Annotated in this window: 19 protein-coding genes; 14 read left to right on the forward strand and 5 right to left on the reverse strand. The window is 49.9% G+C overall.

Annotated elements, in window-relative coordinates:
* Positions 1 to 125: 125 nt before the first annotated feature.
* Both AB4Z33_RS01690 and AB4Z33_RS01695 read left to right on the forward strand, forming a co-directional pair.
* Positions 126 to 4,238 (forward strand): S-layer homology domain-containing protein, encoded by a 4,113-nt coding sequence (locus tag AB4Z33_RS01690; protein WP_442048218.1) that lies wholly within the window; start codon positions 126 to 128, stop codon positions 4,236 to 4,238.
* Positions 4,239 to 4,392: 154 nt separating this feature from the next.
* Positions 4,393 to 5,001 (forward strand): DUF1349 domain-containing protein, encoded by a 609-nt coding sequence (locus tag AB4Z33_RS01695; RefSeq protein ID WP_442048219.1) that lies wholly within the window; start codon positions 4,393 to 4,395, stop codon positions 4,999 to 5,001.
* Between the two features lie 54 nt (positions 5,002 to 5,055).
* Here AB4Z33_RS01695 and AB4Z33_RS01700 read toward each other — a convergent pair whose 3' ends face one another.
* Positions 5,056 to 5,940: a TetR/AcrR family transcriptional regulator gene (locus AB4Z33_RS01700; RefSeq protein WP_442048220.1), complete on the reverse strand. Its 885-nt coding sequence runs from the start codon at positions 5,938 to 5,940 to the stop codon at positions 5,056 to 5,058.
* A gap of 125 nt (positions 5,941 to 6,065) precedes the next feature.
* Between AB4Z33_RS01700 and AB4Z33_RS01705 the strand changes: the two genes are divergently transcribed.
* From AB4Z33_RS01705 to AB4Z33_RS01750, 10 genes are all read left to right on the forward strand, one after another.
* A complete protein-coding gene (locus tag AB4Z33_RS01705) occupies positions 6,066 to 6,848 on the forward strand; it encodes an MBL fold metallo-hydrolase (RefSeq protein ID WP_442048221.1) in 783 nt (260 codons plus the stop codon).
* A 220-nt stretch (positions 6,849 to 7,068) separates the two neighbouring features.
* A complete protein-coding gene (locus tag AB4Z33_RS01710) occupies positions 7,069 to 9,357 on the forward strand; it encodes an AraC family transcriptional regulator (protein ID WP_442048222.1) in 2,289 nt (762 codons plus the stop codon).
* Between the two features lie 279 nt (positions 9,358 to 9,636).
* Positions 9,637 to 10,599, forward strand: a complete 963-nt coding sequence (locus AB4Z33_RS01715) for an ABC transporter permease (protein WP_442048223.1) — start codon at positions 9,637 to 9,639, stop codon at positions 10,597 to 10,599.
* Between the two features lie 14 nt (positions 10,600 to 10,613).
* Positions 10,614 to 11,513, forward strand: coding sequence for a carbohydrate ABC transporter permease (locus tag AB4Z33_RS01720; protein WP_337100454.1), 900 nt, complete (start codon positions 10,614 to 10,616; stop codon positions 11,511 to 11,513).
* A gap of 39 nt (positions 11,514 to 11,552) precedes the next feature.
* Positions 11,553 to 13,217, forward strand: coding sequence for an ABC transporter substrate-binding protein (locus AB4Z33_RS01725; RefSeq protein ID WP_442048224.1), 1,665 nt, complete (start codon positions 11,553 to 11,555; stop codon positions 13,215 to 13,217).
* 250 nt (positions 13,218 to 13,467) lie between these two features.
* On the forward strand, positions 13,468 to 14,436 hold the full coding sequence (locus AB4Z33_RS01730) for an iron-hydroxamate ABC transporter substrate-binding protein (protein ID WP_442048225.1): 969 nt from the start codon (positions 13,468 to 13,470) through the stop codon (positions 14,434 to 14,436).
* Positions 14,437 to 14,545: 109 nt separating this feature from the next.
* On the forward strand, positions 14,546 to 15,553 hold the full coding sequence (locus AB4Z33_RS01735) for a FecCD family ABC transporter permease (RefSeq protein ID WP_442048226.1): 1,008 nt from the start codon (positions 14,546 to 14,548) through the stop codon (positions 15,551 to 15,553).
* A complete protein-coding gene (locus tag AB4Z33_RS01740) occupies positions 15,553 to 16,560 on the forward strand; it encodes a FecCD family ABC transporter permease (protein WP_442048251.1) in 1,008 nt (335 codons plus the stop codon). The genes AB4Z33_RS01735 and AB4Z33_RS01740 overlap by 1 nt, the downstream gene beginning before the upstream one ends.
* Before the next feature lie 135 nt (positions 16,561 to 16,695).
* Positions 16,696 to 17,115, forward strand: coding sequence for a MarR family winged helix-turn-helix transcriptional regulator (locus AB4Z33_RS01745; protein WP_442048227.1), 420 nt, complete (start codon positions 16,696 to 16,698; stop codon positions 17,113 to 17,115).
* A gap of 20 nt (positions 17,116 to 17,135) precedes the next feature.
* Positions 17,136 to 17,504, forward strand: coding sequence for a VOC family protein (locus AB4Z33_RS01750; RefSeq protein ID WP_442048228.1), 369 nt, complete (start codon positions 17,136 to 17,138; stop codon positions 17,502 to 17,504).
* Between the two features lie 248 nt (positions 17,505 to 17,752).
* Here AB4Z33_RS01750 and AB4Z33_RS01755 read toward each other — a convergent pair whose 3' ends face one another.
* From AB4Z33_RS01755 to AB4Z33_RS01770, 4 genes are all read right to left on the reverse strand, one after another.
* Positions 17,753 to 18,229 (reverse strand): hypothetical protein, encoded by a 477-nt coding sequence (locus AB4Z33_RS01755; protein WP_442048229.1) that lies wholly within the window; start codon positions 18,227 to 18,229, stop codon positions 17,753 to 17,755.
* A gap of 104 nt (positions 18,230 to 18,333) precedes the next feature.
* Positions 18,334 to 20,166: an ABC transporter substrate-binding protein gene (locus AB4Z33_RS01760; protein ID WP_442048230.1), complete on the reverse strand. Its 1,833-nt coding sequence runs from the start codon at positions 20,164 to 20,166 to the stop codon at positions 18,334 to 18,336.
* Positions 20,167 to 20,292: 126 nt separating this feature from the next.
* On the reverse strand, positions 20,293 to 21,801 hold the full coding sequence (locus AB4Z33_RS01765) for an ABC transporter permease (protein WP_442048231.1): 1,509 nt from the start codon (positions 21,799 to 21,801) through the stop codon (positions 20,293 to 20,295).
* Between the two features lie 14 nt (positions 21,802 to 21,815).
* Positions 21,816 to 23,246, reverse strand: a complete 1,431-nt coding sequence (locus AB4Z33_RS01770) for an ABC transporter permease (RefSeq protein ID WP_442048232.1) — start codon at positions 23,244 to 23,246, stop codon at positions 21,816 to 21,818.
* 190 nt (positions 23,247 to 23,436) lie between these two features.
* Here AB4Z33_RS01770 and AB4Z33_RS01775 point away from each other — a divergent pair, with 190 nt between their 5' ends.
* Together AB4Z33_RS01775 and AB4Z33_RS01780 are read left to right on the forward strand one after the other, a co-directional pair.
* Positions 23,437 to 25,182 carry an ABC transporter ATP-binding protein gene (locus AB4Z33_RS01775; protein ID WP_442048233.1) on the forward strand — a complete coding sequence of 582 codons (1,746 nt, stop codon included), beginning with the start codon at positions 23,437 to 23,439 and terminating at the stop codon, positions 25,180 to 25,182.
* Between the two features lie 99 nt (positions 25,183 to 25,281).
* Positions 25,282 to 26,298: a LytTR family transcriptional regulator DNA-binding domain-containing protein gene (locus tag AB4Z33_RS01780; protein WP_442048234.1), complete on the forward strand. Its 1,017-nt coding sequence runs from the start codon at positions 25,282 to 25,284 to the stop codon at positions 26,296 to 26,298.
* The last annotated feature ends 93 nt before the right edge of the window (positions 26,299 to 26,391 follow it).

Consider the following 26,391-nt stretch of genomic DNA (forward strand, 5'->3'; position numbering starts at 1 on the left):
AGTGGGCCGTCTTTCTGTTTTCTTAGAATAATAAAATTTCTTAACAATTTATGTGAATTCACATTACAATGCATTGTTAAAATCCTTAATGACACGATGAATCTGTGATCAGAGAGGATGAAAACATGAATATTATTACAAAAGAATCGCGCAAAACGTTAATAATCGCGTTTGTATTAACGTTGCTAGGAGTAGAGCTACTGTCGGGATTCGGGCCGAATCCGCTTGTCCAAGCCGCAGATGGCACCGCATCCGTTATCGTTGAAGATTTTGAGGATGGCATTTCCGACGTTAAATTCAATCCTAAACGTATGTATGAAGCCACGCTGCACCTGGAAGACAACGCGAAGTACGTAAGGAATGGACAATATTCCGCCAGAATCGATTATGACATGATCGGGATCGTAGACAATCCGTCCCAAATCGAGGTAGGTTATCAAAGCTATATGCCGGTAACGGGCTACCCCATCAAAGTAGGAATGTGGGTTTACGGCAATAACGAAGGACATTTGTTAACGACGAAATTCAGGGAGCAAGGAGGGAGCGGCTCTTCCTTCCAGTCCGAATTCTACGATGCGGCTACGAACGGTATCAATTGGACGGGATGGAAATATATCGAGGCCGATGTTCCGCAAGGTAAAACCGGCCCTATCGTTCTGGAGTTGTTTTTCCAATTGAAGCAATCCGATATGAGCAAGAAAAACAAGGGCTCCATATGGGTGGACGATATTCGGTTTATTTATGAGGAGGCCGATGAGGATCATGACGTGCCGGTCATTAAACCGATTGCTCCTGTCGAAAATGCCGAATTAACGGCTCCGCTGGATCAATTGAAGGTCGAGATGCTCGATGCGGAAACGGGACTGGATATGGATACGTTGTCCGTTTATTTGGACGGAACGGATATTACGGCCGACGTGCAGTATGCTTCCGATTCCCATCTATTAACCTACCCAGGCGAACGTATTGACGGCGGGTATCATGTTCTTGCAATTCAGGTGAAAGATAATAACGGTAACCCGGCAGAGAAAACCTATGCCTTCACGATGAATGCTGGCGAGCGTCTATTCATGAAAGCCTCCGAAGAGGCAGTTAGCAATGAAATATATGCCGTCAACGTAAATATTAAGGATTATGCGAATGCAGAGACGGCACAGTTCGAATTAAATTACGATCCGAATACGCTGCAAGTAGAAAACGTTGACGCGGTCAACGGCGTTACCCAAACGTCGGATATCGATAATGAGAACGGAATCGTCCAAGTAAACCTTGACGGGCTATCTGCGGCAGTTGCCGACGATATCGCGACAGTCAACTTCAGAGTCAACTCCGAGGCTGTGCTGGCGCGAGGCGAGGCTTATAAATCCATAACGATGAGCGGTTCGGAGCTGGCATCGGGCGGAGTTCAAACGAGTTCGCCTCTCGCTACGCCCATCCGCTACACGATTGCTTTTCCGTTCCATCTGGAGATGACGGGAGTTGGAATAGGGACTACCACTACGTTCACGGTTACAGACCGTAATCATCAACCGTATGAGGGTGCCGATATTTACTTTACGGGCTTATTGAAGCAAAGCTCGGTCGTAACGATTGACGCCGCAACGACTAATGTATACGAGGATGACGATGCTTCCTCCGAGGTGCTGATGGTTGCAACGGCTGGCCAACGCTACTATGCGTCGGGAGAAGCCGATGACGGTTGGTTCGAGGTTATATTTGCCGATGGCCAAACAACAGGCTATATCGCCGAAGCCGATGTTAGCAGCCAACCGCTGGAAGGCAGCTTGGGCCAGACGGATGCCGAAGGACAACTGACTTCGGATTTAACGACACTGGCGCTTGGAACCTATCAGGTTCAAGCCGTCTTCGGCGATCAGAACAGTAAGGTTGTCGACTATGAGGTCGTCGAGCAATACGGCATGAACGCCCCGGAGTTCATTCAAACGTATGTCGCGGAAGACATGTCCACGCAGCTGAGCGCGGCATGGCAAACGAATTCCGCAACTAAAGACACGTTCATTCAGTACATCGCTGCGAGCGATTGGGGGACGGAAGAAGAACCTAATGCCTCTTATGTAAAGCAGCAGCAATCCGAGAGCGAGCTTCAGGTGCTTAGCATGAAGGAGAAGGGCACCAAGGGCGAGATCCGCTTCCATAATGTACGGGTAGAAGGCTTGAAGGCAAACACGGCTTACAAATATCGTGTAGGCTATGACGGCCACTGGTCGGCATGGTATGCCTATTCCACGCTTGATCAGAACAAAGCTACGCCAACCTCTTTCTTGTACGTTACGGATTCGCATACGAAAGAAGATGACGGATTGGAAATCTATCAAGAGCTCATGACTAACGCGTTCGCGCAATATCCGTCTACGCAATTTGTCATGCACGGCGGAGATATGGTGGACGTAGGCGGAGCCCTCGAAGAATGGATGCAGTTCTGGAAAGCTTCTTCGATCTATGCCACAACGTATCCGTCCGCGCTAACGCTCGGAAATCATGACGTGAAGGGCGAAGGGAAGGACGTGTTTACCAAAGGCGCCAATTTCCCCGAGAACGGACCGGAATCCCAAATGCAATATGCCTATGCTTACGATATCGACGATACGCACTTTGTCGTTCTGAACTCGGAAGGCACGGAAGAGCAAATGATGGATCAAGCTGCCTGGCTGCAAGAGGATCTGGATAAAAACGACAATAAATGGACGATCGCGATGTTTCACCGTCCCGCCTACCATACGGAGGAAGGCCGTGACACGCTCGTTGAGTATACGCAAACGTATTTCGCGCCTATATTAGAGAAGATGAAAGTCGATTTGGTCCTGGTAGGCCATGATCACGTGTACGCGCGCACTTATCCGATGCAAGACGGAAAGCCTAACAAAAGCACGAATAAGGGCACTGTTTATCTGGATGGCGGCGCCGCTGGCTGGAAATTCTACGACGGCATTAAGTACGACTATTTAAATCACATATTCGACGAGGATGTTCCCGTATATTCCGCTATCAAAATTACGCAGAACGAGATTCGCGTCGAAGCGCGCACGAGCGCGGGCGATTTGATCGACGAGTTCTCGATCACGAAGCCGAAGACCGGCGGGCCTTCGGTGCCGGGTCCAATCGACGAGCCGTCGCCGGAACCGACCCTGGAGCCGACGCCAACCGCGGATAAGGTCATTTCGGATAAGGAAGTAACGGCAGCGATCCAATCTGGAAGATTGGTCATTGATCTAAGCAGCGATGGCGGTACGATTCAAATTCCAACCGAACTGGCCTCCTTGATCAAACAATTGGAGAACGGAGAAATCGTCATCACCGTACCTAATCAACCGAACATCGTGATAAGCGGACAAGAGCTGAACAGATTATTTTCGGACAACAGCGACGCGGAGTCGGTTGAAATCACGGTGGAGTATGCAACGCCGGCCGAGCAGCAAGCCTATGTGGAGCAAATCCAAAGCTCGAAAAAGACGGCCAGCGCAGCAAGCAAAGCATTCACGGTTACAGCAACTTCAAGCGCTGCAACGGCCGCGTTATCTTATACGCTTGGCATGCAAGCCGATGGAATGTCTGCATATACGAATCTATATGAAAAAGGCAGCGATGGAAAGCTAACGCTGGTCCAAGCGAATGTCGCTCTTTATGCGAATCGTCTTGCATTACTGGCCGGCCACACCTACGTGGCCATTGAAGTGGTAACGAATTATTCCGATATGAACCGCAATCACTGGGCGTACGATTATATTCAAATGTTGTCCGCTGCAAATTTGGCTGCCGGAGTAGATGCCGAGCGGTTCGCGCCTAATGCATCGATTACTCGTGCGGAGTTTACGGCAATTATCGCTCGGGCTTTGCAGCTCTCCGCAACCGGAGAAGGGCAGTTCAATGATGTGGACGACGATGCTTGGTATGCGGATGCAGTCATCGCTGCCGCTGAAAAAGGCATCATATACGGACAAAATAATGAGCAATTTAATCCGCATGCGCAGATTAGCCGTCAAGAGATGGCGGTTATACTAAATCGAGCGTATGCGTACATGAATGGCAAAAATACGGGGAATACCTCAACCGCAAGCTTTACCGATATGAATAACGCGCAAAGTTGGGCAATCGAAGCGATTGCGAATGTAGAGCGGCTTGGATTAGTTCGGGGCGGAGGAAACGGGAAGTTTAATCCTCAAAGCTCATTGACCCGCGCCGAGGCTGCAACGGTTATTGCGAAGCTGCTCTCTCTATAACATTAAGAAAGTTAGCTTATCCGCGGCCTGTGCGGATGAGCTAGCTTTCTTTGTTTTGATGTCATTCAGATTGGAATAACGTGCAAATCTTAGAAATTTTGTAGTATATTTGAATGGATCGAAATCATATACCCACTTACTAGGAGCGAATACGATGAATTTATTTGAAGGCTGTTACAATCAATCCCTATCGTCCCGTTTGCATTGGATAAACGAACCTGTCAATTGGACGTTTCAGGAGGATCATAGCTTATCGGTGGCTGCGCCCGCAATGGCAGACTTCTTTATCGATCCATCGGGAGAAACGAACAAAGCGTCCGCGCCGTATCTGTACACTTGGGTAAAAGGCGATTTCAGCATCGTAACGCGCGTCAGCGTGGAGATGAAGCAGCAATACGATTCCGGTTGCCTCATGATAATGGCCGATGACCGTAATTGGGCAAAAGTATGTTTCGAGTTTTTTGAGAATCAGCCCTCCATCCTAAGCGTTGTCACTAGAAACACATCGGACGACTGCGTGTCCAGCCCGCTAGAGGCAAGGCAGCCTTATTTGAGAGCGGCGCGTTCCGGAAACTGCTTTGCCTTCCATTATTCGTTGGACGGGGAGCATTGGAAGCTGGTCAGATATTTCGGAATGGACTGCCCCGAGGAAATGAAGGTAGGCGTCGTTGCCCAAGCGCCGATCAGCGAAGGATCCCATGCGAGATTCGAGCAGCTCACGATTGGAGAGGCCGGTTCGGGAGATATCCGCATCGTTAAGTAAAATAAACGAAAGCCGTGTTCCTTCTTTGTCGAAGATCACGGCTTTTTCAATGGATTAAGTCATCAGCAGCTTGAGCTGCCGCAAATACGAGCGCAGCTCCGGAACCGCCTCTAGATGCGCCTTCAGAACCCGGAGCAAGGTGAGGTTGGGCTGCTCCGCCTGCACTTCCGCGCGCAGAAGACCGACAACTTCACTTAACTCCTTGAGGGAGGCTGACGGCAGGGGAAGGGTCTGAATCCGCTCCTCCATCGCCTTAAGAAATTCGGCGACCGTTCCTTTTCGCTCCGATTCGTCGTTAGAGTTCATGAGACGCGGCTCAACGATCCATTCGCCGATTATCGGCTTCGGTGCTGTGCGGATCATATTCTGTACGATGGCTTCCATGCGATCGACGATAAAGTCCGCAAGCTCGGGGATCGGCTGTGAGACCACTTTCTGCAAGACGCCGTTCGTATATTCGCGGAGAATGCCGCGGAAGATCATGACGGCATCCCACACATGCGGCTCAAGCTGATTGCCGAAGGCTTCAATCAACATCTCCTTCCGCCAGGTCAGCAGGGCATTGTTGATCTTCTTCTCTGCCTCTATGTAAATGTCGTTCTCCGTAATAGGAGACTCGTTGAATTCAATCATGAACAAGTGATTCTCAAGGATATAGTATAGATAAAATTCGTTCAAACGGCTGAGCTTCTCCTTAGGAGATACGCCAAGCGGCATTCCGGAGCGGTCAAGTTCGGCGGCCTGCTCAAGCAACGTCTGATGGCAGGCGACGAAAGTCGCTGTAAATAGAGCCTCTTTGGATGTAAAAATTTTATAGATGCTGGCTTTGGCCATCCCGCACGCTTCAGCGATATCTTGCATCGAAGTTGCGCTGTACCCCTTATTTCGGAACAAATCCATAGCCGCGTCGAGAACATTCGCTTTTTTTAAATCCGTCATGTAGACAATCACCCCATCCTATATTGACATGAGATTCGAAAGAGGTCAACGTTATAGCGTTGACAACGAAACTATATAGTTCTATATTGAACTCAAGAGTTTTATTTTATACCTATAAGGGAGGTGTGCCGAAGCTTGGCCCTCGCGCCGGCTCGGCAGCAATGATGCGTATTGCAGAAGGACTAGAGATGTTGGAGCTTGCGATGAAGCTTGGCGACCGTACGATGATCATTCATCCTATGATCGTTCATGACCAACACACTTGGACGTTGATCGATACGGGAATGCCGGGAATGGCCGAGGCGATTCTCGCGTACGCCAAGGAAGCAGGGATTTCCGAAAAGACGCTTCAAGCGATTATCCTAACCCATCAGGATATCGATCATATCGGTGGCTTGCCGGGATTTCTGGGGGATGGAGGCGAGGCAGCATTCGAGATCTACGCCCATGAGGACGATAGAGACACGATCGATGGGAAAGCGCCGCTTCTGAAATTTCCGACCGAGATGCTAAGCGCTGAGCTTGATACCTTGTCTGATCATGTGCGCCTGAAGTTCGAGAGCATATTCGTTCATCCATCCAAGCCGAATGTTACACGATTGATGTCGGACGGAGAGACACTGCCGATTGGCGGCGGGTTAACGGTCATTCACACGCCGGGGCATACGCCAGGCCATGTCAGTCTCTACCACCAAGCAAGCAAGACGCTTATCGCGAGCGATGCCTTGGTTATCCATAATGGCGAATTGCTTGGTTCCTCTCCTTATTCTACGGTTAACATGGAGCAGGCAATCCGCTCGCTCGAGAAGTTCAAGCCGTTCGAGATTGAAACCGTCGTTTGCTATCACGGCGGACTGCTGCGGGGAGACATTAATAAGCGTATTGAGGCGTTGACCGCGAATCCGTAAAGCCTTTATCTAGTCATATCTGACTATATAGCCTGATAGGGAGGTTAATCTTCCATCAGGCTTTTTGCATGGGTGATACTTACAAAAATTCCTTTTAAATTATAGATCTTACAGGTAAAATATTTGTAGGTTAGGACAGCTCATCGGCTTCATATTCAATTGATTTTGTAAGCGCTTTTTTTGCGGCAATACGAATGCAGAGGCGACAGGGAGAGAATCCATGAAACGAATTCCAATGATGCTGCAGTTGGCACTGATTCTGTTCTGCGTTATGGCCATTCCAATGGCTATCTTGACATGGTATAGCGGCGGACAGATTTTGCAGAACTCCGAGAGCGCTATCGCTGAATCCTCATTGGCCGGTCTGAATGCGAACCGCAAGCTTAATGAGAATGCGCTGAACAATCTGGCTCAGGATGCAGTGAGGCTTGCTGCTACGAATATTTTCGACCGCATTCGCGTGTTCGAGACGTTTAATGAGCTTAACGTGAACTATAGCAATGTGAGCAAAGCGCAAGCTGTATTGCTGGAGCTGCTCAACTTGAATCATAGAGTGAACGGCGTTTACTCGTCCTACTTCTATTTAGGGGATTCCKACTATGTTATTTCCACCGACAAGGGCATTACAACGCTGGAGAGGTATGAGTCGATTGATTGGACCGAGGAAGCATTTGTCGGCAGAAGAGGAATTAGCGGCGTATGGTATCCGCGTACGTTGGACTCGGGGGTAAAAGTGGTATCTTACGTGTTGCCGCTGAACCGTTTATTGACTACGACTCGCGGATTCTTAGTCGTCAACCTGAGAGAAAGCCAAATTGGGGAATATCTTCGCACCTCCGAGCAGGGCAAACATGATTATTTGCTCATGGGAGCGGACGGTACGATCATCTCGCATAATGACAAGAGCTTGTTGCTTACAGATGGCAAGCGGCAGCCCTATATCCAAGACATACTGGAGAGCGGCTCGAAGGAAGGTTATGCGTTCCATGAGATCGATGGCGAGCATTTGATCTATACGTGGTCCCGTTCTCCACAGTTTGGTTGGTGGAATGTTAACATTTATTCAATGGACGAGCTGATGACGAAGACACACTCCTTACAGAGCAACATTATCGTTCTTACAATTATAATTATCGTTGCAGGAACCGTGTTGACCGTCTTTCTCGCAACCTGGTTATCCAAGCCGCTAAGGGAGCTGGTCCGTGTTGTCCGCGCAAGCAGTAAAAATCTCGTTATTGGGGACAAGAATGAGCTTGTTTTCCTAGATGCGGCGTTCAGACGTATGCAGGACGAGGAGGAAGGGCTCTACAAGCTGCTGCAGGAACGGGAACAGGATACGCGCAGCCTGTCTATCCATAATTTGCTGCGGGGCGAAGTGGCAAAACAGATTGTTGAGCTATTTCCGGAGCCCTATTACTTCGTCGCCATTGTCTCAATTGATCAATATAGAAGGTATGTGAGCAAGACCAATCCGGAGACCCGTAATTACCATCGTTATTTGCTCATAGCCAAATGCGAGAGTTCGTTCGCGGACGGCGTACAGGCGCGAAGCGTCTATCAAGGGGAAGGCTGCTTTGCCATTGTCATCAACTTTGGTTCAGCGGAGCTTGAAAGCCAATATGAAGGCATCAATCAGACGCTTGCCGCAATCAGGGATGCGGCAGCAGAGCTGCTCGGCCACTCCGTTACCATCGGGGTCAGCAGCCAAACGATGGAAAGCGCCATGATCGCCGATCGAGTGGTCGAAGCGATGGAAGTCATCAAACATCGCATGATTGAAGGCAGCGGCGGTATTACGTATTGGAAGCAAGAAGCCGAGCAAAGCAAAAAGTATATATATCCATCGAACAGCGAGAGGCGGATACTCAACTTTCTCGATAACGGGGATCAGGTCAGCATAATGAAAGAGCTGGCGTTCATTCGGAGCGAGATCCAGTCGGTCGAGTACATCTCCTACGATAATATTTTGTTCATCTACACCCAATTGGTAGGCATAACGATCAGGCATCTTAGGGAGAACAATATTAGCACTTCGCGTTTCTTCGCCCGGCAAGGTAATATATATTCCGCCATTGCTTCCTTTGATACGCTGGATGAGCTTGAAGAATATTTGCATGGCTTCTTTGGCGAAATTATTCAATATGTTACGCGCAGCTCAGGCGAGGTCAACTACGGAGAGCGGATCATTCGGTACTTGGAAGAGCATTTCAGCGAAGAGATCGTATTTGAAGATATGGCGAAGGAAATCGGCATCAGCTATTCCTACATGCGTAAGCTCGTTTATGAGTTATCGGGCAAGAGCCTGATCGACTACACCAACCAGCTGCGAATCGAGTACGCCAAGCATCTGCTCTTGGAATCCAAGCTGAACATCGCACAGATTGCCATCGAGGTCGGCTACATGAATGTTCAAAGCTTTAATCGTTTTTTCCGCAAGTACGAGGGTATGCCTCCGAGCAGCTACAAGGCACTTAAGCATGGAAGAGCATCAGAACAGGAATTGCTGTAGCAGGCTGACCGAATAACAGATAAGTAAGCGGCGTGGAGCTGTCCTTCCGGTCTCTAAAGACAAACGGAGGCTGCTCCATTATTTTTGCTCATGCTAATCAGAATTGATTATTTAAGACTCGAAAACGGCGGAGTGACGCGGGAAAATCAAAAATGACAGGGGCAATCAATAGTCAGGATTTACGGATCGAATGACGGGAGGCTATGATGCTGTCATAACCCCGCCAATGTCCGAACAAACCGTCGGCCGTGGAAGCCCTAATGTGGAGGAGGTGTATCTATGAAAGTTGAAAGCGCTTCACTTATTGATGAAACCGCTTTAAAGAAACAAAAGGGTAACCGGAGAATGACATATTATCTTCGGCGGGACTGGCAGCTTTACTTACTGCTTCTGATTCCACTATCCTTTGTTGCCGTTTTCAAATACGCGCCGTTGTCAGGGCTCGTGCTTGCCTTTAAGAACTATAAGATCGCAAGGGGGTTCTGGGGCAGCGAATGGGTCGGTTTTCAAATCTTTCAAGAGATATTCGATAAACCCGACTTCATCCGCGCTGTCCGCAACACGTTGATGCTTAACAGCCTCGACCTCGTATTTAGTTTCACAATGCCCATTGTGCTTGCGCTGTTGCTCAATGAGATCAAAAGCGTCAGATTCAAACGCGTGAATCAAACGCTGCTGTATCTGCCGCATTTCCTGTCCTGGATCATTATTGGCGCGATTGCTTATCAGCTGCTCGGCCAAGGGAGCGGAGCGGTCAATAATCTCTTTGAATTAATGGGCTGGAATCGTGTCCCGTTCCTTCAAGAAGACACGCATTGGCTGTTCAGTTATTTGGCTATCGGGGTCTGGTACAGTATGGGGTGGGGCACCATCATCTACCTTGCTTCGATTAGCAGCATTAACCCTGAGATGTACGAAGCTGCTACCGTCGATGGCGCAGGGCGGTGGAGGAAGGTTTGGAACGTCACGCTGCCGTCCATCCGAGCCACGATTGTAACCTTACTGATCATGAACCTGGGCAAGGTGATGGAGGGCTCATTCGAGCGGATTTTTGCCTTGCAGAACAAAGCCACTACGGAATATACCACTACGATCCCGGTACTGGTCTACCGATGGGGGATCGAGAGCGGCAACTTCAGCCGTGCGACGGCGCTTGGATTATTCCAAGCACTCATTGGACTTGTGCTCGTGCTGCTCGCTGATCGTATTGCCAAGAAGCTCGGCGAAGACGGATTGTTATAGAAAGGAGGCGAACCATGAAAACATCCAATGGCACTCTTGCCATGCATCGCAAAAGGCGCTTCGACATCTGGGATGTGCTGATCCGCCTCACCGTGATGATCTCTTCGCTGGTCTGCTTGCTGCCGTTCGTGCATGTCGTGTCGAAATCCCTTAGCAATGATGCATACGTGATCGCGAATAAGGTTTTTCTCTGGCCGCAAGGCGTCACGATCGAGGCGTACAAAAAAATTCTCCAAGACGAGAGCATTCTGCGGTCGTTGTATGTATCCATTATCGTGACCGTATTATTCACGATTCTAGGCATGATCATCACGATTTGCGCGGCCTATCCTTTGTCTCGGATGCAATTGAAGGGCCGTACGGCGCTAACTTTTATCTTTATGTTCACGTTGTACTTTCACGGCGGAATCATTCCTGAGTACATGTTGGTCAACAATCTAGGCTTGCTGGATAGCATGTGGTCGATTATTTTGCCTCCGGCGTTCAGCGCATTCAACCTGTTGATTATGAAAACAGCTCTCTCCAGCAGCATTCCGGTTAGCTTGGAGGAATCTGCGCGAATCGATGGAGCCGGACACTTCCGCATTCTAGTCAATATCGTTTTACCGCTGTCCAAACCGATTATGGCAACGATGGCACTCTTCTACGCGGTCGGACGCTGGAACACCTACCAGGATGCGCTGTTCTACATTAAGCAAAATGTAGATATGCGGCCGTTGCAGCTGAAGCTGTATTACCTGGTTATTCAGGCCAGCGAGAGCTTCCAGCTGGAAGCGACGCAAGTGCAGCTGAGCAATCCAGAGGTGCTCAAAGCTTCATGCGTTGTATTCGCAACGCTTCCGATCTTATGTGTCTATCCGTTCATTCAGAAGTATTTTGTCCAGGGCGTTATGCTAGGAGCCGTCAAAGAGTAATACGGAGCCTTAAAAAATACGATAGCGGAGGAATAAGAGATGAGCAAAATGAAAGTCTTCACATCGTTGTTGATGACTTTAGTTGTGGGAACCACTCTTCTAGCAGGCTGCTCGGATAACAATAAGGGGAGCAATAACGCGACCAATGCGCCGGCGGCAACCAACAGCAATACGGCAACCAATGCCCCTGCGGAAAGCCCCGAAGGCGCCTTTGCCGATTACTCCAAAGGCTTCCCGGAGAAGGTCAATCTCGAGATTCCGGTATATGAACGCGCATTCGAGGGCTGGAACGTAACCGACAACTACTATACACGTTGGATTCAGAAGGAATTCGGGGACAAGTACAACGTAAACGTTAAGTTTATCCCGATTACCCGCAGCAGCGAAGTCACGGACTTCGAGCAGCTGCTCGCTTCCCACAAGGCGCCGGACATTCTATTCCACTACGACATGCCGCAAGCGCTCGCATACTATAGCGAGGACGTCATGCAAGAGTTGAATTATGAAGAGATCGCTAACTACGCCCCTACCTATTGGAAAAACATGAGCGAAACAATCGAACAATACGGCAAGGTAGACGATAAAAATGTGTTTTTCTTCGCTGCTCGTCCGGCTGTAGACAACTTCACGACTTTGATTCGTAAAGACTGGGTGGAGAAGGTAGGCATGAAGTTGGAGGACCTGACCTCCCTTGAGAAATACAACGAGATGCTGACGAAATGGAAAGAAGCCGGTCTAGGAGCTGGCGCCGGCAGCCTGCTGCAGAACAACTACACTTACAACTATGCATTCCGCGATTGGCCGGTTGACGCCAAAGAGCGCGCGCTTTATTCCGATCTCGGCGTAGCGGATTTGACGACGCCGGCAAGCGAGCGCTACTTACGCAACCTGAACGATCAGTACAATAAAGGTCTGATCGACAAGGAATTTTATCTGCGCAATGACGATGGCAAAATCAAGGCTGAGTTCGTTGCGGGCAAGACAGGTACCTATGGTCTGTATCTTGCCAGCAATACGGATGTCATTACGGCTACTCTTGCCAACAATCCGGACGCGCAATTCGCTGTTCTTCCTCCGACAGCAGGCACTCCTGAAGGCTACAAGCCGCAGGGACGCGCGTACTGGCCTTTCGGCTTTATCATGGGCATCAACTATGAGTCTACGGAAATGGAACGCGCAGCTGTATGGATGTATCTCGAGTGGATGAGCCAGCCGGAGAACCTGTTCTTCCTGCAAAACGGCGTCGAAGGTCAGAACTATACGCTTGACGGAGAAGGAATCGCCGTGAAAAACGCAGATTTCAAAGGCGAATCCGTTCTGTCGCAGAACAACAATAAGGATTATTGGGCACTTGTCATCGAAAGTCCGCAATATGCCGATCCTGCTGTAACTCGCAAAGCTTACCTGCGCAACTGGTCGCCGGCAGGGTATGAATATTTGGCTGAGGATCTGTTGAAATATTACGATCAAACGGCGGAATTCCGTACGCCGGACGCCATGTTCAGCGTAGTGCTGGAGAAGGTCAGCGAGTACAAGGCCGATCTGAACTCGCTGTTCCAAGAGCTGTATGTAAAGGTTGTTCTTGCACCGACGGACCAGTTCGACGCCATGTATGAAGAGGCTAAGAAAACGTACCTTGAGGCGGGCTATCAAGAGATTCTCGACGAGAAGCAAGCCGCAATCGATGCGGGTAAATTCAACTAATATTGGTATGCGGGTTGAAGGTAGGAAGATGGGCCGGGAGTCACCTTAAGGTGACTCCCGGTTCTTTTTGTTTTCTACTGTGGCTTAATAACTGGATTCGGAATACTAGGGAAGACAAAAAGCTGTAACAATTGGCCGTGCAAGCAGAAATTTCAGTTCGTTTATGCGTTGACAACCCGAGTAAATGTAGCTATATTAATACTCAGATGAAATTGAAAATCAATATCAATTAAGCTAAAGGGGTTTGAAAATGAATAAAAAGTTTCTTTTGTCCATCTTTCTTATTTTGTCCGTTATTTTCGTAAGTGCTTGCGGAAACAATGCAGCGAACAATGGTGCAAATAATGGATCGTCGGCAACTAACGCTCCAAGCGCAACGGATGCGCCTGCGACGGACGCTCCGGCCGAATCCGGCACGATCACATATGAATCCGAGGTTGGTCCAGTAGAAGTACCTGCGAATCCGCAACGTATCGTTGCTTTGACGAACGCGCCAAACATCCTGTCGTTGGATGGAAAGATCGTTGGCGTAGACGAATGGACGAACAAGAGCCCTCACTTCACAGATAAGCTGGCTGGTGTAGAGGTCGTATCCGATGAGAGCCTTGAGAAGATCATCGAGCTTGAGCCGGATTTGATCATCGCTGGTACACATAACAAAAACATCGACAAATTGCAGGAAATCGCGCCAACTGTTGTGTACACTTGGGGCAAACTGGATTACTTGACGCAACAGCTCGAAATCGGCAAGCTGTTGAACAAGGAGCAGGAAGCGCAAGCATGGATTGACGATTTCAAGACGCGTGCGGCAACAGCCGGCGAAGAAATTAAAGCGAAAATCGGCGCAGACGCTACGGTGTCGGTATTGGAGACGGATTCGAAGAGCTTCTACGTGTTCGGCGACGCTTGGGCGCGCGGAACGGAAATTCTCTATCAGGCAATGGGACTGAACATGCCTGAGAAAGTTAAAGCCGACGCTCAAGGGCCTGGCTACTATACACTCTCCAACGAAGTTCTTAGCGACTATGCCGGCGATTATATCGTTCTCAGCAGAAGCGCTACGGGAGACAATTCGTTCATGAAGACCGATACTTGGACGAAAATCCCGGCTGTTCAAAACAACCATGTCATCGAGATCGATACAGAAGCTGCTTCTTACAGCGATCCGATAACACTTGAATACTTGTTGAACATCTTCAAAGAAGGTTTCTTGAAATAAGCGTTTGCTTAACGCACTGGCTGATGAAGAAGGCCGAGTTGCCTCAGTTAACAAAGAGGCTGTCTCGGTCTTCTTCTTGCCCGTTATGCCCTGGAGGAGGAATGGCAATATGAGTGCTAGTCGGAAGCCAAAATCTTTTGTTCTCAAACTTATACTCAGCATAGCGGTACTAGCAGTCATGTTCGCGCTCGCTATGCTGCTTGGCGCGAAGGATGTATCCTTGCGCGAGCTCTGGTTAATATTAGCTAACCAAGGCGGAGATGATGATAAAATCTCGATGCTCAGGGAGATCCGTTATCCGCGGGAAGTGGCGGCCGTGCTTGTAGGCGCCGCGCTTGCGGTAGCCGGGGCAATCATGCAAGGGTTGACGCGCAATCCGCTTGCAGACCCCGGGCTTCTCGGTCTAACTGCCGGTGCGAGAGCGTCGCTCGCCTTGGCTATCGCCGTATTGCCGGCGATGAGTTATGTCGGGATTATGATCGTATGCTTCGTCGGAGCCGCGCTCGGCATGTTCCTCGTTATCGGTATCGGCTCGGTGAAGAAAGGCGGTATGTCTCCGTTCCGGATCGTATTGGCCGGTTCGGCAGTTTCCGCCTTTCTATATGCCGTAGCGGACGGTATCAGTCTTCTATCGAAGACATCCAAAGAAGCGACGATGTGGACATCCGGAGGGTTGATCGGTACGACATGGGGACAGGTTCAAGCGATGAGTCCTGTTATCATCGTTGCGATTCTGGTTGCAATGGCCATGTCCAAGTCGCTCACGATATTAAGCTTGAACGAAGAAGCCGCGGTTGGTTTAGGCATTCGCACGGCATACGTCAAAGCGGTATTATACATTATGATTATTCTGCTGGCCGGAGCCTCCGTTGCGCTTATCGGGAACATGGCGTTCATCGGGATGATGATTCCTCATATCGTAAGAGCGCTGTTCGGGACCGATTATCGCACCGTCATTCCAATGTCGGCGATCTGGGGCGCGACATTCATGCTCATGGCGGATACGTTGGGCCGAACGCTCAATGTGCCGTTCGAGACGCCGGTTGTGGCAATTATGGCCGTACTCGGACTGCCGTTCTTCTTGTTCGTCGTTCGTAAAGGAGTGAAGACGCTGTGATGATTTCGAATGCGAAGGTTAAGAAACAAGTGGTCGTCTTCGTGGCATTGCTGCTGCTCATCGTTGCAACGATCATTGTTGGAATGAGTCTGGGTTCTGGGGCTCTAACGATCAATCGGCTGTTCCAGACGTTGCTCGGGCTTGGTACGACTAAGGAAAATCTCGTGTTATTCTCCATTCGTATGCCGCGCATCGCAGTGACGCTGTTGGCAGGCATGGCTTTAGCATTGTCGGGAGCAATCCTTCAAGGGATTACTCGGAACGACTTGGCCGATCCGGGCATCATCGGTATTAATGCCGGGGCCGGTGTGGCTATATCGGTATTTTTTCTCTATGCGCCACTCGATCCGAAGTCTTTCGCTTATATGCTTCCGATTGTCGCATTCGTAGGAGCGCTAATTACGGTTGCCCTCATTTACTTGTTCTCTTATTCCAGAAGAGACGGGCTGCAGCCAGTGAAGCTGGTGCTTGTCGGGATTGGGTTTGCCCTTGCCTTGTCTGGTCTGATGATCGTGCTGATCTCATCCGCTGATTATCGGAAGGTTGATTTTATCTCGCAGTGGCTGGCGGGTAACATATGGGGAGCGGACTGGCCGTTCGTATGGGCGCTGCTGCCGTGGCTTGTCATTCTGCTTCCGTACACACTGTACAAGTCGAACGCACTTAACCTATTGTCGATGGACGAAGCGGTTGCTGTAGGGGCAGGTGTCTCCATCAACCGAAACCGTCTGCTGTTGTTAGGAACTGCCGTCGCTATAGCCGCTGCGGCGGTATCCGTCACCGGAGGCATCGCGTTCGTCGGCCTGATGGCACCCCATATTGCCAAGTCACTTGTAGGGCGCCGTCATCAATATTACGTCCCCATTGCCGTTCTGATGGGCGGGTGGCTGCTCTTGTTCGCTGATACGATTGGACGCAATCTTGTCGATCCGTCAGGCATTCCGGCGGGCATAATGGTCGCGCTCATCGGCGGACCGTACTTCTTGTATCTTCTTCTGAAAAAGTAGTGTAGTCGCTRTGACAGGTCATGAGCAATCATGAGGTCACAGCTTTTTTTATGAAAACTAGTTGCAATGACATCCTATTTGGCGTATTCTAAAATTAGTTGCAATAGCATTCTATTTGAGGGGAGGATGAGAACAGTGGAATCCGAATCGCACGGCCATTATATTTCAGCAATCTATCGTCATATGCAGGTGTTCATCTCAGCAGAGCTGGCGCCTTATCGAATCGGGAGCGGTCAATATATATTCCTTATGGCGATTGCGAATCAACAGCCAACCACGCAGAAGGAGCTAAGCGAGAAGCTGCTCATCGACAAGACGACTACCGCGAAAGCGATCGCCAGGCTGGAGGCGGAAGGTTATGTGCGAAGGGAGGCCGATCCTGCCGATAACCGCTACCAGCTGCTTTTTTTGACGGAAGCGGGTCACGAGGTTGTACCTAAGGTTCAAGAAGCGCTGAATCGGGTCAAAAGCAAGTCGAAGAAGGGCATGAGCGACGAGGAGTATGAGTTGTTGATAGGCCTGCTGAAGAACGTGCTTCGCAATATAATCGAATGATATTTGGGAGGGTGTAAGCGATGATTGCACAACCTTTTATCGCAGTGGAAAATTGCAAAGAGGAAATCAAGTATTATCAAAGCGTCTTTGGCGGCGAGATCACGATTTTGCGTAAGCAGGGAGAAGAGGTGCTGAACGCGGATCTGCTTGTTGACGGAGCAAGCCTCAAGTTTGCGGATACGAAGGCGGCGAAGCCGTCCGCCAAGGGCGACTATGTGCGGGTATTCTTGAAAATCGATACGGAGGAAACATTCCTAAGCATTTACGGCGAATTCGCGGCAAGCGGAACAGTTCAAACGGAAGTGTATGAAGCTCCGTTCAACGGACTGCTGGCGATCGTGACCGACCGGAACGGCGTGTGCTGGGTATTGTCGTATTATCGCAGTTAACGAGCAGAAGACCGAAGCTCCCAACTCGCAATTTGCCAGATAGTCAATTTATGTGWTTTTTCACATAAGATTAGTTAAACAAGGTRTATGTTGTAAATAGTTATGCTATTTTTCATACAAAAGCGCATAAATCATCATGAGTGGAAATCATACAGCCTAATTCGCCCATTTTGTTCGTTTCCGCCAATATAGCTCCATTAGCCTGTATGAAATCCAATTTAACTACCTTTTTAATGTTATTAAGCCTGTTAGCCTGTATGAGATCCATTCAAACTGGCAGGGGCTATGCGGTAGACCGCACGGTCATCCTCTGTCGGCTGCTCATCCAAGCGGCTGGCTTCCCAGCCGAAGGAGAGGACGCTTGCAAGCTTGTCAGCCTCTGAAGCGGTCAGGCGGGCAATAACCTGCTCCTCGCCAGCCTCCAGAAGCAGCTCCGCTTCTATCCCCAAGGCAACCAAAATCCAGCTGTGAATGCCGCGAATCGTATTGTATTTGATCTGATAGCCTTGCGTCACAGCCTGCTGAAACGTAGCTTCATTGTCTGCGGCAAAGGCCGTTAGCTGCGAATAATCGAAATGAAATTTGCTGTCGTCTTTAGGCAGTTCTTCTCCTGCAACAACTTTCCGTATAAGCTCCTCGTCCGGCCATCCGAGGGATTTGAGCGATTCCAGCATAAGCGCATCCCATTGGGACAGCTTAGCGAGCGGAGCAGATAAGTTAGACATGGCAATGACCTCCATATGCTTCAATGTAAGTAATTGATAAGAATGGCAGAAGACTGCCCGGCCATCCGCGATGTCCTGGGCAGTCTTCGAACTTGCCTATTACGTTATTTGCTTGCTTTGTAAGCGTCCAGGTATTCTTTCACTTTGGCCGAATCGGCTTTCAGCTCAAGACCGGTCTTAACCATTGTGCTGAGCGTAGAGATCGCTTTGAATTTGTTGCCGCCGTAGAAGGCGAGAATTTCGTCTTGGTTAATGGAGTAAAGCACTGCTTTTCGCAGATCGGCGCTTTCGGCAACCGTACGGTTTTTCGTGTTGAACAACAGGTACGAAACCGCATTGCTCGGTACAGTTTGCAGTTCAATCTTGCTGTCGCCTTTCACAACGTCGAATTTGTTCTCAGGCACGGAGTACAACAAATCGATTTCGCCGCTGCGGAGCGCGGACAAGCTTGCGTCCATGTCTTTGATAAAGCGGATATTGATGCTGTTCACGTTAGGCTCGTGCTCTGTGCCCTTCATGTAAGCCGGGTTTTTGTAGAATACAGCTTCATATTCGTTCTTGTAGGACAGGATGTACGGACCGCTTGTGTAAAGCGTATTGTTGTACGTGCTGCCTTCGGTTACCGTGTTCTGGTCGCCGTAAGGGATGTCCTTGTTCACGTCGAACTTAGCCACGTCATACGTGTTGATTTTCTCGACTTGTTTCTTCGATACGATACCCGCCGATTGGTGAGCCAGGTAGTTCAGAACTTGCGGGAAAGGCTCGGTAGTCGTAAGCTTCACGACTTGGTATTTGCCATCTTTGCTGCTCGCTTGCGTTTTGTCGGATACAAGCGAAGAAATTTTCGCATCCAATCCATTTTCAAGCGCTGCTTTTACCGTATCGCTGCCGCCCGATACTTTAACGGCATCAAGAGCTGCGACGTCGGTTACAAGCTCGACTTGACCGATATGCTCGTGCAGCGTAAACGTACGATGGTCAGGCACGGAGTTTTTGTCTTTGGCACGGTTCAGGGAGAAGATAACGTCGTCTCCGCCTACGCGTTCGCCCGTATCGACCGCCAGCTTGTCTTTAACTGCAGCAAAGTTAATGTTGTCTCTCAGAATGAAATAGTAATCGGAATTGCCTTCCGCAATGGCGTGATTGTAGGAAAGGGAGCCTTCGGACGTAATTTTGTCGTCGTCGGTCAAGTTCACAAGACGCACGTATTGGTTTGTGTTAATAATGTTGATCGAGCCGTCATTGCCTTTGATCGGATCAAGCGATGTCAATGTAGGCATCGTCGATTGAAGCACGATCGGATCTTTGGCGCGTTTACCCGCATCATTGAAATCAAGATCTTCCCAAGGAAGGGAACGCGATTTGGACAGGCGAACCGAATCCGATTTCAGCACGTCCTTATTGAACGCTTGCGATTTCAGCGAGCTGTAGAGCGGCGCGATATACGCTTTGTCGAACACAAGCTGTTGCTCGAACTGCTTGTATGTTTCCGTGTATTGCTCAGGCGTCTCGGAGCCAGCCTTATCGATAAGCGCATCAATCTCGGAGTCAGCAAGAATGCTGTAGTCGCCGCCTGTTTTGAACAGGGAACGAACCGCGTAGTCAGGGTTGCCCGTTACGCTCGTCCAGCCGGACAATGCGATATCGAAGTTGCCTGCATCTTGCTGGGATTTGAAGCTGCCGTAGTCGGCTTGAATGTTAAGCTTTACGTTAAAGCCGTTTTTCGTCAATTGGTCGCGAACGATGTTGAGGTCGGCTTCGTTGGAACTCATGCCGAGCAATTCAATGTCCACTTTCGTTCCGTCGCTCGGCGTTTCCGAGGTTTGCGTCGGCGCCGGCGATTCCGCGGCGTCGTCTTTGGTCGTTAATTTGCAGCCGCTGAGCATAAGCGCAGCACTGATTAACAGCAGAGCGGCAAATTTGGTTTTTCTTTTCATGATGATTCCCTCCACTTATCTATTTTTTTATATTAACTCACATTCATGTATCGTCCATGCATCGTTTCGTAACGTAGAGGCCGTAGGAATATGAATGAGGTTACCAAGGTTGATTGACCTACCGTGTTAGTCCAGCTTCGGATCGAGCGCATCGCGCAGCCCGTCTCCCAGAAAGTTAAAGGAAAGCACAAGCGCGATAATCGCCAGTCCCGGGTAGATCGCCGTGAACGAGTGTGTCTCCAAATATGCGCTTCCCAGCTTCAGGATATTGCCCCATTCCGGAATATGCGGCTCAACGCCGAGACCCAGATAGCTCAAGCTGCTTGTCGAGATGACGGCGGTGCCGATCGTCAGCGTTGCCTTGACTATCATGGGCGCTATCGAATTCGGAACGATATGCTTGAACAGGATTTTACCGTCGCCGACTCCGAAAGCGCGTGCCGCCTGCACATATTCAAGCGTCGATACGAGCATGACATTCGCTCTCATCGTCCTTGCATAGGTCGGAATGGCACCGACGCTAAGCGCCAGAATCAGATTGGCGGTGCTTGCCCCGAACGCCGCAATAATCGCGATGGCGAGCAGAATGCCGGGAATGGCATACAGGACATCGAGCAATCGCATAATGATATTGTCCGTGCGTCTTCCGTAGTAACCGGAGATGGCGCCAAGCGCGCCGCCGATTAGCAGCGGAATAAGGGTGGAGAGCAGACCGACGACAAGCGAGATCCGTGCTCCAAAAATAATGCGCGAGAACAAATCTCTGCCGTAATTGTCCGTACCGAGCGGGTAGGCCAGGTCAGGCGAGTGTAAGATCAGGCTATAGTTATTTTCAATCGCCATGCCGTAATCGAATGTCAGGTAGCTCGTTATGGCGATCGTTACCAGAAAGACGATAAACAGCAGTCCGAGCATAGAGGTGGAGCTTCGCGACAGCTTATCGATCACTTCGGCGAGTCTTGAGCCGGAAGAATAATTTTTGTCCCGCAGTCTCGCAATGAGCAGCAGGCCAAGGAAGAGCGCGAACAAGTTGCCGGTAGCTGATGTGACAATGAGAGTGCCTGCTACGAGACCCATCCACCCGGGTAGGACAGCATGGTCTGCGTACTTGGCGATGAGCAGCAGGGAAACCAGCTGAACCACCGCAATAATGATTAGCAGCGTCATGCCAAGCAAATATCCGTTAGCCACGAAAGGCTTGAATACGTTCAAGGCGGATACGGCAAATACGAACAATGTCGTGAGAAGCGTGTATACGGCGAGCGTGTACGCGGCGTTTTTTCTCCGTCTGATAAGTCCGAAAGCCGATGTCGCTATGAATACGTTAGCGGTTAGAAGGCTTAGCAGCAGCACGTAACCAAGCCGCCTGGTTGAGGTCTTGATCTCGCCGGTCTTCAATAAATTGCCCCGGATGATCGCCCATACCAACGTTTGGAGAAAGGCAAAGACGATCCAGGCGATGCCGCCGAAGAACGGCAACGGGTTGAACGCGCCTTGGGCCGGCACATAGCTGGCGAACAGCAAGGCGGCGCCTAGCGCAGCTGAGACGATAGCGGAAAAGCTGGCATGGCTATATTCGGAGCTCGACTTCAGTCGGAACCGCGCTTCTTGGTTGTTAATGGCGTTATTTTTCAAAAGTAGCACCTGCTTTAGTATTGTTTCATCTTGGAGCGGATTCTAGGGTCAAAGAAAGCATACAGCAGGTCGACGATAACGTTGACGATCGATATGGTAATAGCGGTGTAGATTACGCCGCCCATAATGGCCGGTATATCCGGAATAAACTGCTTGTCAACAATGTAGCTGCCGATACCGTTAATGTTGAATACTTTCTCGGTTACGGCCGCGCCGCCGAGCAGGGCGCCATATTGCAAGCCGACAATCGTAAGAATCGGTATGAGCGCGTTGCCGACCGCATGCTTCCATAACACATGTCCGCGGCCGAGTCCTTTGGCTTTGGCAGTCGTTATATAATCCTCGTGAATGACTTCAAGCGTCGATGATCGGGTCATTCTGGCTACGGCAGCGGTTAGGCCGGTACCGAGCACGACAATCGGCATAATGGAAGATAGCCAATTGTCGGGATTATACGTTGCAGGAAGCCAGGAAAGCTTGATCGAGAAGTTCAAGATAAAGATAAGTCCCTGCCAGAAGTTCGGAATGGACAAGCCAAGCAGAGCGATGAACATAAAGGTATAATCAAAAAAGGAATTCGAACGCGTTGCCGATATGATGCCGATCGGAAGAGCAATCAGCACGGCTATCAGGGTCGAGATCGTCGTCAGCGTAAGCGTAACGGGAAACTTGTTCGCAATCGCCGTCGTCACGGATTCATTCCCGGCAAATGACTTACCCAGATCAAATGTTAGTATGCCCTTTAAATTGTTCCATAACTGCACAAGATAAGGCTGATCCAGTCCGTATAAATGATTGAAATTGGCGATCTGTTCGGCGGTAGCCGTCTCGCCTAGCAGATTGGCAGCCGGATTCATCGGCGAAATATAAAGGATCGTAAATACGAGAAACGATACGCCGAGAATGACGAGAGCTGCCATTACGAGCCGTTCGGCTACGTACTTGACATAAGGGCTTGCATAGATGGCCATCAGCACATACATAGGAAAGCCGATAATGACTGATAGCGCCATAAAGACAGGATTAGCTGCAAGCGACTCATAAGTATCCGCTAAGGTATAGGTGTGAATCCGCAATCCTTCAAGCCGATCATGGAGCTTCTCCTCGAACTTATCGGAGGCGATACGTTCCGCTTCCCGGCGCGTATGCTCTTCGGTGACGGTTTGACCAAAAAAGGCGTGTTTGCGGCGCAATTGCTCCGTTGCTTCCTTTAGCAGCTTCTCTCTGGCGCCGCTCTCAAGCAGCAGCTTGCGGTTTTCTTCTATTAGAGCCTTCTGGCCGTCTTGCGCTTTGCGTGCTAGATGTATAAAGTAGACAACGATGGACACTGGCAAACCGGCAAGCAGCAGCAGGAATCCATATGTTTTATGAAGAAGCATCTTACGGTAGATGGCTGCCATGCGAGCCGTATAGCCATTACTTGTTGAAGTTGCGTGCCCTGTCAAGCTATTCCGCTCCCTTTCATCTAACAAAAATTTTAAATTGAATTATTCCGATCGATATAGTAGATTTTATTTTAACGGCTATGAAATGTCAATAAAGTTATAGTTGGTTAAAGTTCCTTGTTATTATACCTAAAACAATGAAATGACGCATCATTACACAGCTGAATTTTACAGAATAGCAGGTGCTTATATGGATACATTGTTACAAGTGAAAGATTTATCGGTTTCGTTTTTTGCGCATGAACGTGAAGTAGAGGCAGTGCGCCGAGTAAGCTTCGAGCTGCGCAAGGGCGAAACGCTGGGCATCGTAGGCGAATCGGGCAGCGGCAAGAGCGTTACGGCGCGTTCGATTATGCGGCTTTTGCCGTCGCCTCCGGCCATGGTCAAAAACGGAGAAATATTGTTTCAAGGCCAGAATCTCGCTTTCAAAACCGATAAGGAGATGGAAGAGATTCGCGGGCGGGACATCGGCATGATCTTTCAGGACCCGATGTCTTCACTCAATCCGACGATGCGTATCGGCAAGCAGATTGAAGAAAGCCTCGTCAAGCATCGTAAGCTTAATAAAGCGGAAGCGAAAGCCGAAGCGATCGCGATGCTGCGTATGGTAGGCATACCGAATAGCGAGACGAGGTACAGTCAATATCCGCACGAGTTCTCCGGCGGTATGCGCCAACGGGTCATGATTGCGATCGCTCTGGCATGCCGTCCTTCGCTGCTAATTGCGGACGAGCCGACGACGGCGCTGGATGTGACGATTCAAGCTCAAATCCTTAACCAGATGAAGGATCTTCAGCAGAAGCTCGGCACATCGATTATTCTCATCACGCATGATTTGGGTGTCGTGGCAGGGATGTGCGATCGGGTCGTGGTGATGAAGGATGGAGAGATCGTAGAGACGGGAACGACGGAGCAGATTTTCGAGAGCCCGCAGCATCCTTATACGATCAAGCTGCTTAACGCGCTGCCTCGCCTTGACGAGAAGAAGAAACCGAAGGCTGTATCCAGCGCCGTTAAGCGCGAGGAAGGCGTTCCTCTGCTGCAGGTTCGGTCGCTTAGACAGCATTTTGACCTAGGCAAAGGACAGTTGATTAAAGCCGTTAACAATATATCGTTCGACATCCATGCAGGGGAGACGCTTGGGTTGGTCGGGGAATCAGGCAGCGGCAAGTCCACCACGGGACGCACCATTCTTCGATTAAATGAAGCGACGGGAGGAGAGGTGCTGTTCCGCGGCATTCCGCTCCAGCAATTGAACCGAGGCGAGATGAAGAAAATACGGAGCCATATGGGCATGATCTTCCAAGATCCGTACGCCTCGCTGAATCCTCGGTTGCGTATTGTCGATATTATCGGAGAAGCGCTGGATGTGCATGGCATCGCGACATCGAAGAGCGAGCGGTTGCGGCGTGTCGAGGAACTGCTCGAACTCGTCGGCTTGCAAGCTTCGCACGCGATGCGTTATCCGCATGAGTTTTCCGGCGGCCAGCGGCAGCGGATCGGCATCGCCAGAACGCTCGCGGTCGAGCCGGAGTTTATTGTCTGCGACGAGCCATTGTCCGCGCTGGACGTATCGATTCAAGCGCAAATCGTGAAGCTGCTTGAGGAATTGCAGCAGCGTCTCGGACTAACCTATCTGTTCATCGCTCATGATCTGTCGATGGTTAAGCATATTAGCGACCGCGTTGCGGTCATGTACAAGGGCAAAATCGTCGAGCTTGCGGAAAGCGAGGAGCTTTACAGCAATCCGCTGCATGATTATACGAAATCGCTACTTGCCGCGATTCCGGTTCCCGATCCGAAGGTGGAGGCACTGAAGAAACGTGTCACGAACAACGAGGCAAGCAAGGCCGATCCTTACGGATTGGAACATTCCGAATTCGTTGAAGTAACTCCCGGCCACTGGGTAGCCATGGCTGCCGCTCATATAAGATAAAGATGCATGAACGAAAAGCCCGACTGGAAGGTGTGAACCTTACAGTCGGGCTTTTCGTATATATCGATATAGAAATTCGGTGAGCAGGAGGCGCTTTACATGGATGGAATAAACAAAGTCATCGAGCTCGTTTCTGGACAATGCGTCGTTATACAGTGCAATCCCGATAGCGGACGTACATTCATCCGGTCCATGAGAGGAGAGCGTGTATCATCGGAATATGGGATCTCTTATCAAGGGGAACGGTTAGCTCTGGAGGGCCCGGAAGCTGTCAAGCAAGTCGGATTCAGCACGCTCGACGAAGGGTTATATGAACGGCTGAAGGTGAGAGAATACCTTTCCTTTTGGGCAGAGCTCCATGAAGTTCAAGCATCGTTAGCGGAGCTGCTTAGCATCATCGGATTGGTGGGCAAAGCCCATGAACGAATATCCAAGCTTAGTTATTCGGAGAAGCGGCTGCTTAGCTTCGTACGAAGCGTTGTTCATGATCCTGCCATTATCATATGGGAAGATCCGGAACAGAATCTCGATCTGGAGAGCTGCATCATCGTCAGGAGGCTGATAGACGAGCTCATCCGCAGGGATAAGGCGATTCTCGTTACATGCGCGACGTTGGAGCAAGCGCATTCGATTTCGAATACGATTTTCCGGCTGACGGGAAGCGGGTTAGTTCCGGTTAGCGTACCTGAGCAGACGGAAACGAGCGAGCCGGATATGGACGCTGACGACGGGGAACCCGCGACTGTTAACAGCAGCAGCGAGCTGTCGGATCATGCCGTGAGGCTAGGTAAGCTAATGGTGAAAGCCGAAGATAAATATGTGTTCATCGATCCCCAAGAAATTCATTTTATTGAAAGCAACGAGGGTAACACCTGCTTACATACGAAGGAAGGCATTCTTGCTTGCACCTGGACGCTGGCTGAATTAGAGGATAAGCTCAGACCGTTTCGATTCTATCGCTGCCACCGTTCCTATATCGTCAATCTCGATCGGCTGACGGAGCTGATCGTGTGGAGCCGCAACAGCTATAGCTTGGTTCTGAGCGACGATCGCAAGTCGCGAATTCCGTTGTCGAAGGGCAAATTCGAGGAGCTGAAGACGATTGTAGGGTTATGAAGTTGGTTCCGTTCATCCCGCGAATGGCGTCATTCGGCTAGCGAATAGCTCTTTTCGCGGTGAATATGAGGCTGTCGGACCGCTTTACGCTTA

Source organism: Paenibacillus sp. 2TAB19 (assembly GCF_052115185.1).
GTDB lineage: Bacteria > Bacillota > Bacilli > Paenibacillales > Paenibacillaceae > Pristimantibacillus.

Excerpts from the sequence above, each read along its gene's own strand:
- AB4Z33_RS01755 (WP_442048229.1), bottom strand. The coding sequence starts at position 18,229 with ATGTCTAACTTATCTGCTCCGCTCGCTAAGCTGTCCCAATGGGATGCG.
- AB4Z33_RS01715 (WP_442048223.1), top strand. The coding sequence starts at position 9,637 with ATGAAAGTTGAAAGCGCTTCACTTATTGATGAAACCGCTTTAAAGAAA.
- AB4Z33_RS01700 (WP_442048220.1), bottom strand. The coding sequence starts at position 5,940 with ATGACGGATTTAAAAAAAGCGAATGTTCTCGACGCGGCTATGGATTTG.
- AB4Z33_RS01730 (WP_442048225.1), top strand. The coding sequence starts at position 13,468 with ATGAATAAAAAGTTTCTTTTGTCCATCTTTCTTATTTTGTCCGTTATT.
- AB4Z33_RS01725 (WP_442048224.1), top strand. The coding sequence starts at position 11,553 with ATGAGCAAAATGAAAGTCTTCACATCGTTGTTGATGACTTTAGTTGTG.
- AB4Z33_RS01720 (WP_337100454.1), top strand. The coding sequence starts at position 10,614 with ATGAAAACATCCAATGGCACTCTTGCCATGCATCGCAAAAGGCGCTTC.
- AB4Z33_RS01740 (WP_442048251.1), top strand. The coding sequence starts at position 15,553 with ATGATTTCGAATGCGAAGGTTAAGAAACAAGTGGTCGTCTTCGTGGCA.
- AB4Z33_RS01775 (WP_442048233.1), top strand. The coding sequence starts at position 23,437 with ATGGATACATTGTTACAAGTGAAAGATTTATCGGTTTCGTTTTTTGCG.
- AB4Z33_RS01750 (WP_442048228.1), top strand. The coding sequence starts at position 17,136 with ATGATTGCACAACCTTTTATCGCAGTGGAAAATTGCAAAGAGGAAATC.
- AB4Z33_RS01760 (WP_442048230.1), bottom strand. The coding sequence starts at position 20,166 with ATGAAAAGAAAAACCAAATTTGCCGCTCTGCTGTTAATCAGTGCTGCG.
- AB4Z33_RS01735 (WP_442048226.1), top strand. The coding sequence starts at position 14,546 with ATGAGTGCTAGTCGGAAGCCAAAATCTTTTGTTCTCAAACTTATACTC.
- AB4Z33_RS01780 (WP_442048234.1), top strand. The coding sequence starts at position 25,282 with ATGGATGGAATAAACAAAGTCATCGAGCTCGTTTCTGGACAATGCGTC.
- AB4Z33_RS01695 (WP_442048219.1), top strand. The coding sequence starts at position 4,393 with ATGAATTTATTTGAAGGCTGTTACAATCAATCCCTATCGTCCCGTTTG.
- AB4Z33_RS01690 (WP_442048218.1), top strand. The coding sequence starts at position 126 with ATGAATATTATTACAAAAGAATCGCGCAAAACGTTAATAATCGCGTTT.